This is a genomic window from Limimaricola hongkongensis DSM 17492, assembly GCF_000600975.2.
GTDB classification, from domain to species: domain Bacteria; phylum Pseudomonadota; class Alphaproteobacteria; order Rhodobacterales; family Rhodobacteraceae; genus Limimaricola; species Limimaricola hongkongensis.
Map to the genome: position 1 here is coordinate 38,612 of NZ_CM002676.1, position 15,883 is coordinate 54,494.

A 15,883-nucleotide genomic window follows, 5' to 3' on the forward strand; every position below is an offset into this window, starting at 1 on the left:
CCAGACGAAAGCGGCCAGCGGGATTGCCCCGCTGGCCGCGGCATCGCCCGGGGGCGATGCAGTAGCTGAAGCCCGGCGGCTCAGAAGATCAGGGCATCCGCGTCGAGCAGGCTTTGCAGCGTCAGGTCGCCGCCGTTGCGCAGAAGGGCGATGTCCTTGAAATCGTCGCCACCGCCATTGGCGTCGACCGCCAGATAGGCCTTGTTGTGGACCCCGCGGACCTCGACATAGTCGCCGATGTTCTCCGCCGTGGCGCCCTGCAGCAGGTCCGACAGGTCGAACCGGTCCTCCTGCTCGGACACGAAGTCGAGGATGAAGTCCCGCCCGGTGCCGATGTCGTCGGCCCCGTAGTAGAACGTGTCAGCCCCCGCGCCGCCGACGAGAATGTCGGCACCGGCGCCGCCATCGAGCCAGTCGTCCCCGCCATAGCCGAACAGCCGGTCGACGCCACCCATGCCGGACAGCACATCCGTCCCGGCGCCACCCGTGAGCCGCTCCTCGCCCGCGCTGCCGGTCTGCGTCGGCGCCGGGCCGGTCGTCGGGGCAGGCGTGGGCGCAGGCGCCGGTGCGGGCTCGGCCACGTCATCGGTCGGCGCCTGCACGGGATCGTCGTCCGTATCGTCCTGCACCGGCGCGCCGCCCTTCACCGTCAGAAGGCCGTCGGCCATCAGGTCGGACACGGTGAGCGCGGCCCCGTCGGAAATCATCGCGACCGTCTTGAAATCGCCGTCGCCATTCGAGGTTTCGAGCATGCCATAGCTGCCATTGGCGGTGATCCGCACATGCGACGCGACATCCGCCATGTCGAAGGCATTCGAGACGTTGACCAGTTCGATCGAGTCGCGCCCGGCCACCGAGAAATCGAGCAACTGGTCCGTGCCCTTATGCGTGACGTCGAGCACGAAGCGATCCGCGCCGTCCTCACCGAACAGACGGTCCGAGCCGCCGCCGCCGACGATCCGGTCGGCCCCGTCGCCGCCGCGGAGCACGTCCTTGCCAGCGCCACCGCGCAGCGTGTCATCGCCGCCGGCCCCCATGAGCAGGTCGCGCCCGCCCTTGCCGATGATCAGGTCATCCCCGGTCTTGCCGGTCAGCACGTTGTTGCTGGCGTTGCCCCGAAGCTCGCGCAGGTCGCCAGACGACGCCGGCAGGTCCGGGGTGTCGTCGATCTCGGGTTCGGGCTCGGGTTTGGGCTCGGGCTTGGGCGCGGGATCCTCGACCTCGGTGCTGCCACCCGTGTCGGTCGGCATCTCCATGCCGTCATCCATGCCGTCATCCGTGCCCGAACCGGAACCGGGCATGTGGTGACCGTGACCGCCGCCGTGATCCTCGTCATCCGTCGCGCCGGGCTTGCCATCGCCGACCTTCTCCCACGCGTGGAGATAGCCGGTGTTGTTGATCGCCGGCGGCGTCCAGCCGGGCATCTCGTAGCCCTTGAGATAGGAGGTCTCGAAGCCTTCGAGCTCGATCTCGATGACGACCGGGTGGTTGTCGCCGGTCAGGCGGTCGGTGACCCAATGCACCACCGGTGCCACCCACGCGCCGTCGGATTTCTGGATCGTGCCATGGATGTCGAGAAACTCGTCGACGAAGAATTCCTTGCGCAGCACGCCCCCGCCGTTGAGCGTGGCGTCGATGCCTTCGAAGTCCTTGCTGGCGCCGCTGCCGTCGTAATTCGCCGCCTGCACGTATTCGTTGAAGCGGCGCTCACCGAGGCTGTCGATGGTCTTGCCGTGGATGGAGACCGAATTGTCACCGGGGCTCAGGGTCAGGTCGGCGTCGCCATCGGCGATGAAGCGCACCTTGTCGACCTGCTTGAGCGAGGCGCTGTCGTACATCTTCGGCTCGGGATTGTCGTAATCGAGGCCGTACTTGTTGCGGTACTCCGACTTGACCTTGCCCGCGGTTCCGCCATCGGCGGCGAACAGAAGGTCGAGCTGGTCGAAGGTCTGGCCGACATTCTTGAGCTTGACGTCGATCATCGCCGATTCATGGTTGATGCCGGTGGATTTCCACGCGGTGTCGTAATCGACGATCTCGACATTGTTCAGAACCACGGAAGAGGTCTTGCGCTCGATGCTGAGCGCCGGGCCGGAATCGCCCATCCAGACCGAGTCCTTGTAGAAGTAGTTCGACGAATAGTTGCCCTGGTCCACGGCCTGGCCGCCGCCCCAGATGTCGAAATCCCGGATCACGCTCATCAGGTCGGTGTCGTCGGAATCGGCGCGGTGGAAGATCCGCATGCCAAGATCGCTGGCGATGACCGAGTTGCCGTCGAAGTCCTCGAGCGAGGGCTCGTGATGGCTGATCGCCTCGTCGAAGGGCGAGGGGTCGAATTTGAGCTGGTCGCGATCATGCATCTTGGCGGCCATGCCGTCGCGGGACGCGGAGACGAGATCCTCGGGCTGCAGGTTCCAGCCGATCTTGGAGTTGGCGGCGATGTTGTCCTGCTGCACGATGATGCGCGACTGGTTCTCGTAGGCGGTGCCGTCATTGCCCGCCTTGTCGGCGCTGTCGTGGCCGCGGATCGAGGTGACGAGGTTGCCTTCCCAGACGCCGTCCTCGTCGCCGCGCTCCGACACGATGCCGGCATTGCGCACGTCGAAGACGATGTTGTCCGAGATGACGGCGTTGCTCTGGTGCTGGACGATGCCCCAGCCCTTGCCGCCATTGACGGCGTTGCCGTCGAGCAGCGAATGGGCCGCGTCGTTGCCGGTCCCGGTCTGGTGCAGGTGCAGCGAGTAGCGGCCGATCGGGTTGTCGGCGCCGTTCGAGCCGTTGAACTCGGTGCGGCCGAGATCCTCGAACTCGGCATGACGGACCGAGTTGGCGTAGGCCTTGCCGCCAAGGTCGCTGTTGTGCAGCATGACGTGGCCGCGCACCCCGTCGGGGTTTTCGGAGGCGAGGGTCACGTTGCGCGACAGGTTGCCGACATAGGTTTCGAAATCATAGCCCTGCGGCGCCTGGTGGTTGTAGGCCAGCGGCTTGTCGAAGGCGATGCTGTTGCCGTCGACCGCGGTGATCACCCGCTCCTCGTCCTGGGTGCGCAGCTCGCCCGCGCCGTTCTTGCCCATGCGCGAGGTGCCGACCACGAGGATCGTGTCGCCGACCTTCCAGTTCGACAGGTCGCCATCGACCTTGACGCTCGTGGCACCGGCCTTGGCGCCGTCGGTCAGCGACAGGTAGCTCTCCTTCGCGGCGCCCTCGATGTCGACCCGGCCAAAGGCGACGAGACCATGGTCGATCTTGTTCCCGGTTTCGAGAGGGGTGTCGCGGAAGGTGACGTTGGCGTTGACATTGGCGGCCACGGCCTTGCCCGCCGCGCCGATTTCCAGATGCGAGCCCGGCGCGGTCGCGATGGTTTCGACCAGCATGTTGGTGTCGCGGTCGGTCGCCCATTTCAGATCGCCGTCGACACGCACCGTGCCCAGCGAGACAGCCGAGTTCGAATCGTAGGTCACGGCAACATCGGCGGGAATGAAGACATCCGCGTCATTGCCCGGAACCTTGCCACCTTCCCAGACATTGAGGTCGGTCCACGCCCCGTTCTTGACGGCGGTATGCGTGGCCTTGGCGGGCGTAAGGATGGTGTCGAGCATGGCGAGCATGTCGCCGTGATCATGTCCTTGGTTCATCATTTATGTCCGTCTCGTATTTGTTTCTTCGAAGCGGCGCCCGTGTCGAGACGGGCGCGCCGATTGGGCGGTGCCGGCCCTGGCCGAGTTCCCTGACGCACAAAGACCGCGCACACCCCCCGGTTGTTCGGGCGGTGTCGGAAATCGACCAGCCGGATGAATATCGTCTTGACGAGTCGTCGCAGATCGACGATTTAAGTGAAAATTCAAGTTCCTGCGCTGCGTGCCATTGCAGTGGCACATGGTGTCGTCAGCTGGATCAGTCCGTGTGTTGCCTCATCTGGCTCTCTTGCTGCGGCACAGCTACCAAACTTGGTTGCCTTGAGAAGCGACCCGGCAGCACAAACTCTGAAACCGGCAGATTCAGGCCGATCAGACAGGGTGAAAAACCAGATTTCCGCTCGTTTACGCGGCGTTCACCGGTCCTTCTGACCAATGTCGTGCTTGGACGACGACACCACGCACAATCCCTGCATGAAGCCGCCGAATGTCTTCGCCCCCCGGTAGCGAAGGCGCGTCGCGGGCCGGAAAATCGATTCTCTTCGAACCCGCGCTGGCCTTTTGCCAGACGGACGTGACCGAAAGATGACCGCCAAGGGTCATTCGCCGCGTGCGCGGCCGTGAATTTCAGGAAGGCAACCGGTCGACGGGCCGGATCGGCCGCCCCCGATCCGCGAGCCGCAGCGGACGGGACACCGGGGGGCGGGGCGTCTGGCTGCGCATCCGGGCGGCGATGGCCGTCAGGGCGCCGATCCAGAACAGCATCTGCAACAGCACGAAGGGGCGCATGAAGTCGCTTTCGGTCAGGCCCCGGACCAGCGTCGCCGCCCATATGCACAAAAAGAAGACCTGCGGCATCGCGGCCGAGACCAGCGCCCTTCGCCAGATCCAGACCGTGACCCAGGCGATGCCCGCCAGCAGAAAGCCGACCCCGACCAGCCCCTGATGCACCGCGATCTCGTAATAGCTGTTGTGGAACTGGAACTGCGCATAGGGGCCCTTGTGGAACTCCTCGTAGATGCGGCGCACCAGTGGCGAGGCCTGGTAGCGCCAGAACCCGCCCATCCCGACGCCGAGCATCGGTTGTTCCTCGATCTGCTCCTCGGCGTAATGCCAAAGCAGGGTGCGCCCGGTCAGGGTCTTGTCCTTGCCGAATTTCGACAGCACCTCGCCCGCGAGGTCGCCCTGATAGACCGGCACGACCTGGCTGGCGATGCCGCTCGCGGTCGCGATGGTCGCGCAGAGCAGCGCGATCCGGCTGGCCCGCAGCAGGCCGCCGCGCAGGATCAGCGCGCCGCTGATGCAGATCGCCCCGAGCGCGATCGCAAGCAGCATCGCGGTGGCCGAATTGCTGTGCGCCACGAGATACAGCGCGATCGGCGCCAGCCCCGCCCCCGCGAGCCGTAGCCGCCATCCCGACCCGGTGTCGAGCAGCACCGCAAGCGACACCAGCCAGAGCACGACCATGTTGCTGCCGAGGATGTTCTTGTGGACGAACACCGCCGTCAGCATGTTGCCGGTCGCGATCCCGAGCACGAGGTTCAACAACCCGATCGCACCGGTGGCCAGGAACACCGCGTACAGAATGCGCCGGGCATCGAGCGTCGCGGCGATGTAGACGCAGATCACGTTGGTCAGCAGCAGATAGGTCGCCCCCTTGGCCGCCTCGATCGGCATGATGGCCCAGAAGACGGTGAGATAGCACCACAGCGGGAACAGCATGATCGGCCAGGCGCGCAACGCGAGCGGCACCGTCCGGTCGCGTTTCTGCCAAGCCATCACCGCGTAATAGAGCGCGAGCGGATAGAGCAGCAGCTCGTCATTGTCGAACTGGACGAAGGTGACGCCGACCCAGAGCGTGAACAGCACGAACTCGATCCGGTCGACCCGCAACACCAGGCGCCGGTCGTCCGGGTCGCCATGGGAAAACAGGCCTTCGATCGATCTGGACATCACCACACTCGCAACCGGCACCTTTCCCCTGTCTACAGGACCCCATCTCACCGGTCGAGCGACCGCGGTGCGAAACCGATCGTTTCCGCCGCCTGCGCGCTTTATTTGTCGAGGATTGCGACTATCCTGACCGGGCCGACCCTCTCCCGGCCAAGGCAAGGGACGGGTTGGCGGTTTCCGAGTGCAGGTGGTTGCCGTTTCATGCTCATCGACGCCCATGTCCATATTCACCCCGGTTTCGACCGGGCGGTTTTTCTGCAAAGCGCGGCCGACAACCTCGCAAGGGCCGGCGCCGCGCGCGGCCACCCGCCCGCGCCGGGTGGCCTGATCCTCACCGAGATACCGGGCGCGGACGTGTTCGACGCCTTTGCCGCCGGGCGGGGCCTGCCGCGGGGATGGCGCGCGCAGGCGCCGTCGCAGGACCCCGAGGCGCTTTGGCTGCAAGGCCCGGAGGGGCGCGAGCTGCTTCTCGTCTCGGGCCGGCAATTCGTGAGCGCCGAGGGGCTCGAAATCCTCGCGGTCGGCGGCCGGCCCGAAGGTCTGGGCGGGCAGCCGGCGGCAGAGATCCTGGCACGGCTGGGCGGCATGGGCCTGCCGGCGGTGCTGCCATGGGGCGCGGGCAAATGGATCGGCGAACGCGGCCGGGTGCTGCGCGCACTGCTCGACGCGGCGGCCCGGCCCGGCGTGCTGCTCGGGGACAATGCCGGGCGGCCCTTCGGCTGGCCGAAACCGGGCTGCTTTCGCGGTGGCCCGCCGGTCTTGCCCGGCACCGATCCTTTGCCGATCGCGGCGGCGGCGCAGGATGCGGGCCGCTATGGCGTCGTCTGCGACCAACCGCTCCCGCGCGCCCGGCCCGCGGCCGCGCTGCGCGACTGGCTGCTGCGGCTGACCGTCCAGCCGCCCGTGTTCGGGCGGCGCTGCGGCCCGGTGGCCTTCGCGCATCGCCAAGTCATGCTGCGGGCCGGCTGATCCGATGTGGCGCGCCTCGTTGCCCGATCTCGCCGCCGCCCGCTACGACGTGCTGGTCATCGGTGGCGGCATCTACGGCGCCATGGCCGCGCGCGAGGCGGCGCTGCGCGGGCTGCGCACCGCCCTTGTCGAGCGCGACGATTTCGGCGGCGGCACATCGCATAATTCGCTCAAGACCATCCATGGCGGCATCCGCTACGTGCAGCATCTCGATTTCGCGCGGCTGCGCGCCTCGGCGCGCGAGCGGACCTTCTGGCTGCGCGCGGCACCCGATCTGGTCCGGCCGCTCGAATTCGCGATCCCGCTGGTCGGCCACGGCCTGCGCGGGCCCGGCGCCTTCGCCGCCGTCGCGGCGCTGTACGGGCTGGGCTCCGCCGGGACGAAGGGGCGCGGCTGGCCGGGCGCGCGGGTGGTCGGGCGCCGCCGGGCCGCCGCGCTTCTGGGGGATCTCGCGCCCGGCGGGCTGACCGGGGCGGGGCTCTGGTGCGACGGGCAGGTGAGCGACACCAACAGGCTGCTGCTCGCCACCCTGCGGGCCGCGACCGCATCGGGCGCAGACATCGCCAATTACGTCGAGGCCGAGACGCTGATCGGCGCGCGGGGGCGGGTTGTCGGGGCGCGGCTGCGCGACCGGATCGATGGCGGGCAGGCCGAGATCCGCGCCCGCGTCACGCTGTGCTGCGCCGGGCCCGCGACCGGGGCGCTGGCCGGGGCGCTTCTGGGCGACGCGGCGCGCGCGCGCTTTCCGCGTTTCGCGCGGGCGATGAACCTCGTGCTCGACCGGCCCGCCGGGGCGCGCGCGCTCGGCGTGATCAGCCGGGCGCAGGCGGATGCCGTGCTCGACCGCGGCGGGCGGATGTATTTCCTGGTGCCGTGGCAGGGGCGGATGATGATCGGCACCCACGAGGCCCCGCATCGCGACGACGCCCCCGGCGACGCCCCTGGCGATGACCGGGCCGACAGCGCCGCGTTCCTCGCGGCGATCGACGCCGTCTGCCCGGAGCTCGCGCTCGGTCCCGGTGACGTGCTGCATGTCCATCGCGGCCTGATCCCCGCCGATGCCGACGATGCGCGCAGCGCCGTGCAGCGCCAGACCCGCGGCACGCTGATCGACCATCGCCATGCCGACGGCACCGCCGGGCTGATCAGCTGCGTCGGCGTCAAATACACCACCGCGCGGCTGGTGGCCGAGCGGATGCTCGGGCTGGCGCAGTCCCAGCTCGGGGCCGACCGGGCCGGTCCCGTGGGCATTCCTGCGCGCGAGGGCGCGTGGCGCAGCTTTGCCACGCCGCTGCCGGTGACGCCCTGCGACCCGGTCGATCCGGCCGATCCCGGCGCGCTGGCGGCGCGGATAAGGGCCGCGATGCGCGAGGAAATGGCGATGTCGCTCGACGACGTGCTGTGGCGGCGCTGCCTGCTGGGCGAAACCGGGGCGCTGCGGGGGGCGGGGGGGGACGCGCTCTGGCGGCGGGCCGAACGTATCGCCGCGCCGCTGGGCCTGCCGAACCGGATCCTGCCACCTGTCGAAACGGCTGGCGCGCGGCGGGTGTAAACAATCAATTTCGCTTGTGTCGGGCGCATCGGGGCGCAAGAGCACTTGCCCGAAACGCCCGGCCATGCTGCAATCTAGATTGTTGGTTTGGGGGAAATAATCCCTTGGAAACGAGTGAAATCACCGATTTCGGGACTGGCGGCGGCCTTGCCGGGGCATCCGTGCTCGTGCTGGGGGGCGACGGCTTTTGCGGATGGCCCATGGCGCTGCGTTTTTCGCGGCTGGGCGCGCGGGTGACGCTGCTCGACAACGGCTCCCGGCGCGAGATCGACAAGCGCCTCGGCACCGCCTCGCTGACCCGGATCCGCAGCCTGCCGGAGCGGCTCGGCGCGTGGCACGACCGGACCGGGCGGCGCATCCGGAGCCACGACATCGACCTCGCGGAAAACTATGCCGCGCTGCGCGCGCTTTTGTCCGATTGCCGTCCCGACATCATCGTCCATTTCGCCGAACAGCGCTCCGCGCCCTATTCGATGATGTCCTCCGAGGCCGGGCGCTACACGGTCGACAACAATCTCAGGGCCACGCACAACATCCTGAGCGCCATCGCCGAGAGCGGCATCGACCCGCATCTGGTGCATCTGGGCTCGCTCGGCGTCTATGGCTATTGCAGCGCCGGGCTGCGGCTTCCCGAAGGCTACCTGCCGGTGACCGCCACCGGCCCCGACGGGCGCGAGGTGCGCAAGGAGGTGCTGTTCCCCGGCGAGCCGGATTCGATCTACCACATGACCAAGGCGCTCGATCAGCAGCTCTTTGCCTTTCACGCGCGGTTTCACGGGCTCAGGGTAACCGACCTGCACCAGGGCGTGGTCTGGGGCACCCAGACCGCCGAGACCCGGATCGACCCGCGGCTGGTCAACCGTTTCGACCATGACAGGCTCTATGGCACGGTGGTCAATCGCTTCATGATACAGGGGATCACGGGGCAGCCATTGTCGGTCTATGGAAGCGGCACGCAAAGGCGCGGCTTCATCCATATCGAGGACATGCTACGCTGCATTGCCTATGCCACGCGGACGCCGCCGAACCGGGGCGACCGCGTGCGGGTCATCAACCAGGTCGCCGAAACCTGCAGCGTCGACCATATCGCGGCGCTCGTCTCGGCGCAGACCGGCGTGCCGATCAGCCATGTCGACAACCCGCGCCGCGAGCCCGAGGGCAACGAGCTCGACGTCGACACCTCGACCCTGCGCGGCATCGGCTTCACGCCGCGCCTGTTCGAGACCGCGCTCGGCCCGGAGATCGAGGATGTGCAGGCCCTGCTGGCCCCGCCCGCCGAGACCACCGGCCCCGCGGCCAGAGCCGTCACAGCGCCCTGATGGCGTCCAGAAGCGCGCGCGTCTCGCGCCCGTCCTCGAGAAACAGCGCGTCGCGCCGCGCCATGATGTCCTGCCGCTCGGCGCGGTAGCGCGCGGGGTCCATCTCTTCGAGAAAATCGGCGATCGCGTCGGCATAGGGCGGCGCGAAGGCGTGGCCGACACCGGCCTCGCCGAGCCAGCGGTCCATCTCCGTGCCCGCCATCACCAGAGGCACGGCGCCGTAATAGCCCCCCTGATACACCCGGCAGGCGCGCAGCAATTGCGAATTGCCATGCTCGTCGAGCATGTCGAGACACCATGAGAAATGCACCCGGCCATACATCGTCTCGAGATCGTCGGGGATGCTGTATTCGCCGTCATGCACCCAGTTGGGATGGCGATCGACGATCCGCATATAGGCGTCGAGCCCGGTTTCGGTCGGGTAGCCGCGGGTATAGATCTCCACCTTCGGCCCGAGCCGTTCGGCAATGCGTTCGAGCAGCGCCATGCTCTTGGGACAGCGCAGGGTGCCGAACCAGCCGATGACCCAGCGGTCGGTGATCTCCTCCCAGACCCGGCCCGCCGGCGTGGCAAGCCCGCGCCGCTCGCCCGGCTGGATCTTGTTCTCGAGCACGAAGCTCGGGCCGCCATAGGCCAGCACCGGCTCGTAGAACCCGCGCAGGAAACCGGGCGAAAGCGGCACCAGAAGGTCGATGCGGCGCAGCACCCATCGCTCGATCGCGCGAAACAGCGCGCCCACGACATCGTCGCGGAAATACACCGCCTGGATGTCCTCCACCTCGTAGACGATCTTCGCGCGGCTGCCCGACACCCATTTGGCAAAGAGCGCCAGGACGAGCAGGTCGATCTGCCGGGCATAGATCGCGTCGACCCGGCGAAACCGCGCGCGATGCCGCGACAGCCGGACGGCGGCCCGGGCAAGCCGCGACAGGCGGCGCAGGTAATTGCGGTCGACCGTCTCGCCGAGATGGGTGTTGGGCCAGTCCGGCTGGTAGTCGACATTGTATTTCCGGCGGCGGAAGGTGAAGGCATCGACCGCCGCGCCACCACGCATGAAGGACCGGATGCGCAGGATCAGGGTGGGGTTGGTCGCATCGCCCCCCAGCACCGCGATCCGGAGCGGTGACGCGGGCGCCGCCGCCGTCGTCTCAAAGCTGCTGTCGATCCGCGACTTCATGATCGTCCTTTCGCCTTCGGGCGGTGCCGTTCCGGCCAGCGGGCGCGCCCGGCCATCCATCTCTCAGGCCATTCCGGCTCTGAGCGCGGCATAGCTGTCGCGCAGCCGCCCCCGCGAGATCAGCAGGATCGCCGCCCACACCAGCAACAGCAGCACCGGCGCCAGCCCCAGCTGGCCCCATTCCCCGAGCCCGAGGCTGCGCGACAGGCCGCGTTGCAGCGCAAATCCCGCCATGGAGAGGAGCACCGGCCAGCACAGCAGCGCCATGATGTCGGCCAGCCCGACATCGAAGGCGCGGCGCATGAAGACGGCCATGCGCGGCAGAAAGACGATGAACCAGACCGAACGCGCCGCCACCAGCGCGACCGCCCCGAACGACGCGGCCAGCGGCAGCATCAAGAGCCACAGCACCGCCATCTCGGTGGTGACGCGCAATCGCAGGTCGGTGCGGCCCTGCGCCATGAAGGCGGTGCCGTTCGGGGAAAGCGCGATCTGCAGCGCAAAGCCCGGCGCCAGCAGGGTGAACAGCAGCCCGACATCGCTCCATTGCTCCGAAAGAAGCAGCACGAAGACCGGTTCGCTCGCCGCCGCGAGCAGGGCGATCGGCGGAATGACGATCACCGCCAGAAGACCGCTGGCCTGCAGGAACAGGTCGCGGACCGCGCCGGGCGTCGCGTGCTGCGCCGCCATGCGGACATAGACCACGCGCGACACCGGGTCGCTGATGACGGTCGAGGGCACCCGCAAGAAACGCATCGCCATGGCAAAGGCCCCGAGCTGGGCCATGGTGCCGACGAAGCCGATCACCAGCCGCAGCGATTCCCGGATCACGAATTGCAGCATCGCCCAGCCCAGCGTGTCGGAGCCGAACTTCAGATGCGCGCCGAGCGCATGGCGCGAGAAGGTCACGCGCGGACGGAAGGTGGAGCCGAGCACGTACCAGACGGCCTGCACGGCAAAGAGCGTGACCTGCTGGGCGATCAGCGCCCATGCGCCGGCGCCGTTCATGGCCAGCCCGATCGCCACCCCGGCGCTGAGCACGCTCGACAGCACGAGGGCAAGCGCCAGCGGCAGGAAGGCGTGGCGGGATTCGAGCTCGGCCACGAAGACCGCCGAGATGCTTTGCAGCACGGGCACCAGCGCCAGGACCGACAGGAAACGGGCCAGCCGGGGGGCATCGTAGAGCAAGGCGACGAAGGGCGCGGCGGCGAGCACGCACAGCCCGAGCACGAGACCGAAGCCGCACAGCATCCAGAAGGCGCTGGACCAGACCAGATCGTCGCGCCCGCCATCGCGCAGCAGCGACTTGCCGAGACCGGCATCGCTCAGCGCCATCGCCAGCCCGACGAAGACCATCGACAGCGCGACGAGACCGAATTCGGCGGGCGGGACATAGCGCGCCACGACCGGCAGGGTCGCCAGTTGCAGCGCCACCGCAAAGACCCGGGCCCCTGACAGGGAAACGACGCTACCTGCGAAAGCCGGCATCTGGCGAAACGCTTTGGAACAAGAAAACCGAGAACGACATTACGGGTTCATCTCCGGCCCGGCCATTCGACCGGTACTAGACTGACAACCTGGTCCGAAGCGGGCCATGGTTTCACCCTAGCCCTGCGACTCATGCGAATCCACAAGAAGCTTTGCCATCGCCGGAGCGACGCGGGCGGGCCGCGGTCCGGCGCCGAGCTGTCTTTGCCAGGCCGCGAAGGCGGCTCTCCCGCGCGCAGCTCAAGGCGTGCTTTCGGCAAATGCGGCCCGGAGGTCCGATCCGCATCGCGTTTCAACCGGCCACGGGTCATTGGTCGCGCCATCAAGATACATAACGCTTATTATGCAATACGAATGCCCATAACGCGGCACGCGCCCCGCCGAACTGCATTTTCCTTGGGTTTCTTGACAAATAGCGGATCGCGGGCCTCGCCTCGTGTCAAAGCGGCTTCACCCGGCGCGACATCCCGCCAGCAAACTTTGCCCTTCCCGCTCCGCTTTCCGGCAGCGGGGGTCTTGCCTGTCGGCGCGGCCCCTGCGAGCCTGCATGGCATGACAGACTGGACGATACGCCGGGCCGTGCCCGAGGACACAGCCGCGCTCACCGCCTGCTTTGCGCGCGGCTATGCGCAATATGCGGACCTGCCCGACCTGCCGCCGGTCACCCGTGGCATCGGCGATGACATCGCCAACCACTATGTCTGGCTTGCCGAAAGCGGGGCCGGGATACTGGGCGGCGCGGTGCTCGTCATCGGGCCGGGCCGCGCCCGGCTGTCGAACATCGCCGTCGATCCCGATGCCGCCGGACGCGGGATCGGCCGGGCGCTGCTGGCGCTGGTCGAGGAAGAAGCCAGCGCCTGGGGCGCGCAGACCATCACCCTGACCACCCACGCGGCGATGGAGGGCACGCACCGCTTCTACGACCGCCTCGGCTGGCGCGAAACCGGGCGGTCGGGCAACCGGGTGTTCCTCGAAAAACCCCTGCCGCAATAGGCCCTGTCCCGCCGCCGCTTCAGAACGCGAAGGGCGCCACGGCGATCCGCCGCCCAAGCGTCATCGCATCGGCCACATGCACCATCGGCGCGAGATCGACCTCGCTGTCGCCGCGCGCCACCAGATCGGCCATGCGCGCGTAAAGCGCAGGGTACTCGCCCGGCCCTTCGTCCAAGGCCTGCGCCGCGCCGTCGATTTCAAGCCGGGCGCCGCCGTCGCGCAGGGCGATCCGGGCCTGCGGCGTGTCGATCTCGATGTCCCATCTCTGCGGCCCCTCCTGCCGCCAGTCGAATTCGGCCCGGAGATTGCCGGTGAAATCGAGCGTGGCGGCGATCGGCGTGTGCCGGTTTTCGGGAAATTCCAGCGTGGCGGCGGTCAGGTGCACCGGCTCGGGCAGGATTTCGGTCAGGATCGACAGCGCGTTGATGCCGGGGTCCATCACCCCCATGCCGCCCGGCTCGAACACCCAGTCCTGTCCGGGATGCCATTTGCGCACGTCTTCCTTCCAAATGATGCGCCCGCCGCGCACCGCGCGGCCCGCCAGCCACGCCTTGGCCGCCGCGACCCCCGCCGCCATGCGGCTGTGCCAGCTGGCATAGAGCGTGACGCCGCGTGTCGCCGCCAGAGCGGCGAGCGCGTGCACCTCGGCCAGAGTCTGGCCGGGGGGCTTTTCCAGCATCACGTGCCGCCCCGCCGACAGCGCCTTTTGCGCATAATCGAAGCGCGGCTGCGGCGGCAGGCAGAGCGAGATCGCGCCGATGTCGGGCCGCGCGGCGAGAAAGGCGTCGAAATCATCATGCGCCTCGACGCCCTCGACCTTGCCCGACCGGCTCACCGTGGCGACGAGATCCCAGTCGGGGCTCGCCTGCAGGGCCGGCACGTGGCTGTCGCGGGCGATCTTGCCGATGCCGACAAGCGCGATCTTGCGGGGCATCAGTGGCTTTCCCGGCCGACCGCGCTGCCGCGGCAGCCGACGAGGAAATCGAAATCGGCCCCGGTTTCCGGCCCCATTACCCGGTCGTGGTAGAGGCTGGCATAGCCCGAGGCGGGGGCCTCGGTCCGCGGCGTCCAGGCGGCGATCCGCGTGGCCAGCTCCTCGTCGGTGATGTCGAGATGCAGCCGCCGGTTCGGCACGTCCAGCTCGATCATGTCGCCCGTGCGCACCACCGCCAGCGGCCCGCCGCGCGCCGCCTCGGGCGAGGTGTGCAGCACCACCGTGCCGTAGGCCGTGCCCGACATGCGCGCGTCGGAAATCCGCACCATGTCGGTGATGCCGCGGCGCAGGATCTTCGGCGGCAGGCCCATGTTGCCGACCTCGGCCATGCCCGGATAGCCGCGCGGGCCGCAATTCTTGAGCACCATCACGCAGGTCTCGTCGATGTCGAGATCCTCGTCGTCGATCCGCGCCTTGTAGTCGTCGATATCCTCGAACACGACCGCCCGGCCCCGGTGCTGCATCAGCGCGGGCGTCGCGGCCGAGGGTTTGAGCACAGCGCCCAGCGGCGCGAGGTTGCCCTTGAGCACCGCGATGCCGCCCGATTTGGCGAGCGCCTTCTCCACCGGCAGGATCACGTCCTCGTTCCAGTTGCGCACGTCTTTGACCTCGTCCCAGATCGCGCCGCCCGACACGGTCAGCGCGCCCTTGTGCAACAGCCCCGCCTCGCCGAGCCGCCGGATGACCACAGGCAGGCCGCCGGCAAAGAAGAACTCCTCCATCAGGTGCTGGCCCGAGGGCAGCAGGTTCACGATGGTCGGCACGTCGCGGCCGCAGCGATCCCAGTCCTCGAGCGTGAGATCGACCCCGGCCCGCCCGGCCATCGCCAGAAGATGGATCACCGCGTTGGTCGAACCGCCGATCGCCGCGTTGGTGCGGATCGCGTTCTCGAAGGCGGGCTTGGTCATGATGTCGGAGGGTTTCAGGTCGTCCTTGACCATGTCGACGATGCGCCGCCCCGTCAGATGCGCCATCACGCGGCGGCGGCTGTCCACCGCCGGGATCGCGGCGTTGCCCGACAGCGCCATGCCGAGCGCCTCGGCCATGCTCGCCATGGTCGACGCCGTGCCCATCGTGTTGCACGAGCCCGGCGAGCGCGACATCGAGGCCTCGGCCTCGACGAATTCCTCGGCCGTCATCTCGCCCGCCTTCACCGCCTCGGAGAACCGCCACAGATGCGTGCCCGAGCCGACCTTCTCGCCCCGGAAATGGCCGTTGAGCATCGGCCCGCCCGACACCAGGATCGCGGGCAGATCGACGCTCGCCGCCCCCATCAACAGCGCCGGCGTGGTCTTGTCGCAGCCCGCCAGCAGCACGACGCCGTCCATGCATTTGCCGCGGATCGCCTCCTCGACATCCATGGCGCACAGGTTGCGGTACATCATCGCCGTCGGGCGCAGGGTCGATTCCGACGGCGAGAAGACCGGGAATTCCACCGGCAGGCCGCCCGCCTCGTAGATGCCGAACTTCACCCGCTCGGCGAGGTCGCGCAGATGCGCGTTGCACGGCGTCAGCTCCGACCAGGTGTTGCAGATGCCGATCACCGGGCGGCCATCGAACAGGTCGGCGGGCAGGCCCTGGTTCTTCATCCAGCTGCGGTGATAGATCGCGTCCTTCGACGTGCCGCCGAACCATTCCTGCGAACGCAGCTTGCGGGGCCAGGGGGCGGGGGTGAAGCTCATGATGGGGCCTTTCGGGGCAGAACAGATGCGCCGCAGCCCGGTCCCGGCGACAGCGCCCGACCGCGGCCCGGTCTTTGGCCCAGATTGCCAAACTGTCCGATATCATTCAAATACTGGATCG

At 68.2% G+C, this 15,883-nt stretch carries 10 protein-coding genes; 4 read left to right on the top strand and 6 right to left on the bottom strand.

From position 1 onward, the window contains the following. Positions 1-80: 80 nt before the first annotated feature. Together LOKHON_RS00580 and LOKHON_RS16005 are read right to left on the bottom strand one after the other, a co-directional pair. Entirely contained in the window at positions 81-3,638 is a 3,558-nt protein-coding gene (locus tag LOKHON_RS00580) for a G8 domain-containing protein (protein WP_033315697.1), read from the bottom strand. A gap of 624 nt (positions 3,639-4,262) precedes the next feature. Next, positions 4,263-5,588: an O-antigen ligase family protein gene (locus LOKHON_RS16005; protein ID WP_017929760.1), complete on the bottom strand. Its 1,326-nt coding sequence runs from the start codon at positions 5,586-5,588 to the stop codon at positions 4,263-4,265. A gap of 201 nt (positions 5,589-5,789) precedes the next feature. Between LOKHON_RS16005 and LOKHON_RS16010 the strand changes: the two genes are divergently transcribed. From LOKHON_RS16010 to LOKHON_RS00600, 3 genes are all read left to right on the top strand, one after another. After that, the gene (locus LOKHON_RS16010) at positions 5,790-6,557 is read left to right on the top strand and encodes a hypothetical protein (protein WP_017929761.1); all 768 of its coding nucleotides are present in this window, start codon (positions 5,790-5,792) and stop codon (positions 6,555-6,557) included. Between the two features lie 4 nt (positions 6,558-6,561). Further along, positions 6,562-8,109 (top strand): FAD-dependent oxidoreductase, encoded by a 1,548-nt coding sequence (locus LOKHON_RS00595; RefSeq protein ID WP_017929762.1) that lies wholly within the window; start codon positions 6,562-6,564, stop codon positions 8,107-8,109. Between the two features lie 104 nt (positions 8,110-8,213). Next, positions 8,214-9,428 carry an NAD-dependent epimerase/dehydratase family protein gene (locus LOKHON_RS00600; protein WP_211205691.1) on the top strand — a complete coding sequence of 405 codons (1,215 nt, stop codon included), beginning with the start codon at positions 8,214-8,216 and terminating at the stop codon, positions 9,426-9,428. On the opposite strand, the gene LOKHON_RS00605 is transcribed toward LOKHON_RS00600, so the two are convergent. Then, positions 9,415-10,605 (bottom strand): glycosyltransferase family protein, encoded by a 1,191-nt coding sequence (locus LOKHON_RS00605; RefSeq protein WP_060490105.1) that lies wholly within the window; start codon positions 10,603-10,605, stop codon positions 9,415-9,417. The genes LOKHON_RS00600 and LOKHON_RS00605 overlap by 14 nt on opposite strands. Before the next feature lie 63 nt (positions 10,606-10,668). Next, positions 10,669-12,093, bottom strand: coding sequence for an oligosaccharide flippase family protein (locus LOKHON_RS00610; protein ID WP_081610639.1), 1,425 nt, complete (start codon positions 12,091-12,093; stop codon positions 10,669-10,671). 552 nt (positions 12,094-12,645) lie between these two features. Between LOKHON_RS00610 and LOKHON_RS16015 the strand changes: the two genes are divergently transcribed. Next, the gene (locus LOKHON_RS16015) at positions 12,646-13,086 is read left to right on the top strand and encodes a GNAT family N-acetyltransferase (RefSeq protein WP_026147624.1); all 441 of its coding nucleotides are present in this window, start codon (positions 12,646-12,648) and stop codon (positions 13,084-13,086) included. A 19-nt stretch (positions 13,087-13,105) separates the two neighbouring features. Here LOKHON_RS16015 and LOKHON_RS00620 read toward each other — a convergent pair whose 3' ends face one another. Both LOKHON_RS00620 and araD read right to left on the bottom strand, forming a co-directional pair. Continuing rightward, positions 13,106-14,020, bottom strand: coding sequence for a Gfo/Idh/MocA family protein (locus LOKHON_RS00620; protein WP_017929767.1), 915 nt, complete (start codon positions 14,018-14,020; stop codon positions 13,106-13,108). Further along, positions 14,020-15,762, bottom strand: coding sequence for an L-arabinonate dehydratase (gene araD / locus LOKHON_RS00625; RefSeq protein ID WP_017929768.1), 1,743 nt, complete (start codon positions 15,760-15,762; stop codon positions 14,020-14,022). The genes LOKHON_RS00620 and araD overlap by 1 nt, the downstream gene beginning before the upstream one ends. Positions 15,763-15,883 lie beyond the last annotated feature (121 nt).

Excerpts from the sequence above, each read along its gene's own strand:
- LOKHON_RS16010 (WP_017929761.1), top strand. The coding sequence starts at position 5,790 with ATGCTCATCGACGCCCATGTCCATATTCACCCCGGTTTCGACCGGGCG.
- LOKHON_RS16005 (WP_017929760.1), bottom strand. The coding sequence starts at position 5,588 with ATGTCCAGATCGATCGAAGGCCTGTTTTCCCATGGCGACCCGGACGAC.
- LOKHON_RS00620 (WP_017929767.1), bottom strand. The coding sequence starts at position 14,020 with ATGCCCCGCAAGATCGCGCTTGTCGGCATCGGCAAGATCGCCCGCGAC.
- LOKHON_RS00580 (WP_033315697.1), bottom strand. The coding sequence starts at position 3,638 with ATGATGAACCAAGGACATGATCACGGCGACATGCTCGCCATGCTCGAC.
- LOKHON_RS00610 (WP_081610639.1), bottom strand. The coding sequence starts at position 12,093 with ATGCCGGCTTTCGCAGGTAGCGTCGTTTCCCTGTCAGGGGCCCGGGTC.
- araD (WP_017929768.1), bottom strand. The coding sequence starts at position 15,762 with ATGAGCTTCACCCCCGCCCCCTGGCCCCGCAAGCTGCGTTCGCAGGAA.
- LOKHON_RS00605 (WP_060490105.1), bottom strand. The coding sequence starts at position 10,605 with ATGAAGTCGCGGATCGACAGCAGCTTTGAGACGACGGCGGCGGCGCCC.
- LOKHON_RS00595 (WP_017929762.1), top strand. The coding sequence starts at position 6,562 with ATGTGGCGCGCCTCGTTGCCCGATCTCGCCGCCGCCCGCTACGACGTG.
- LOKHON_RS16015 (WP_026147624.1), top strand. The coding sequence starts at position 12,646 with ATGACAGACTGGACGATACGCCGGGCCGTGCCCGAGGACACAGCCGCG.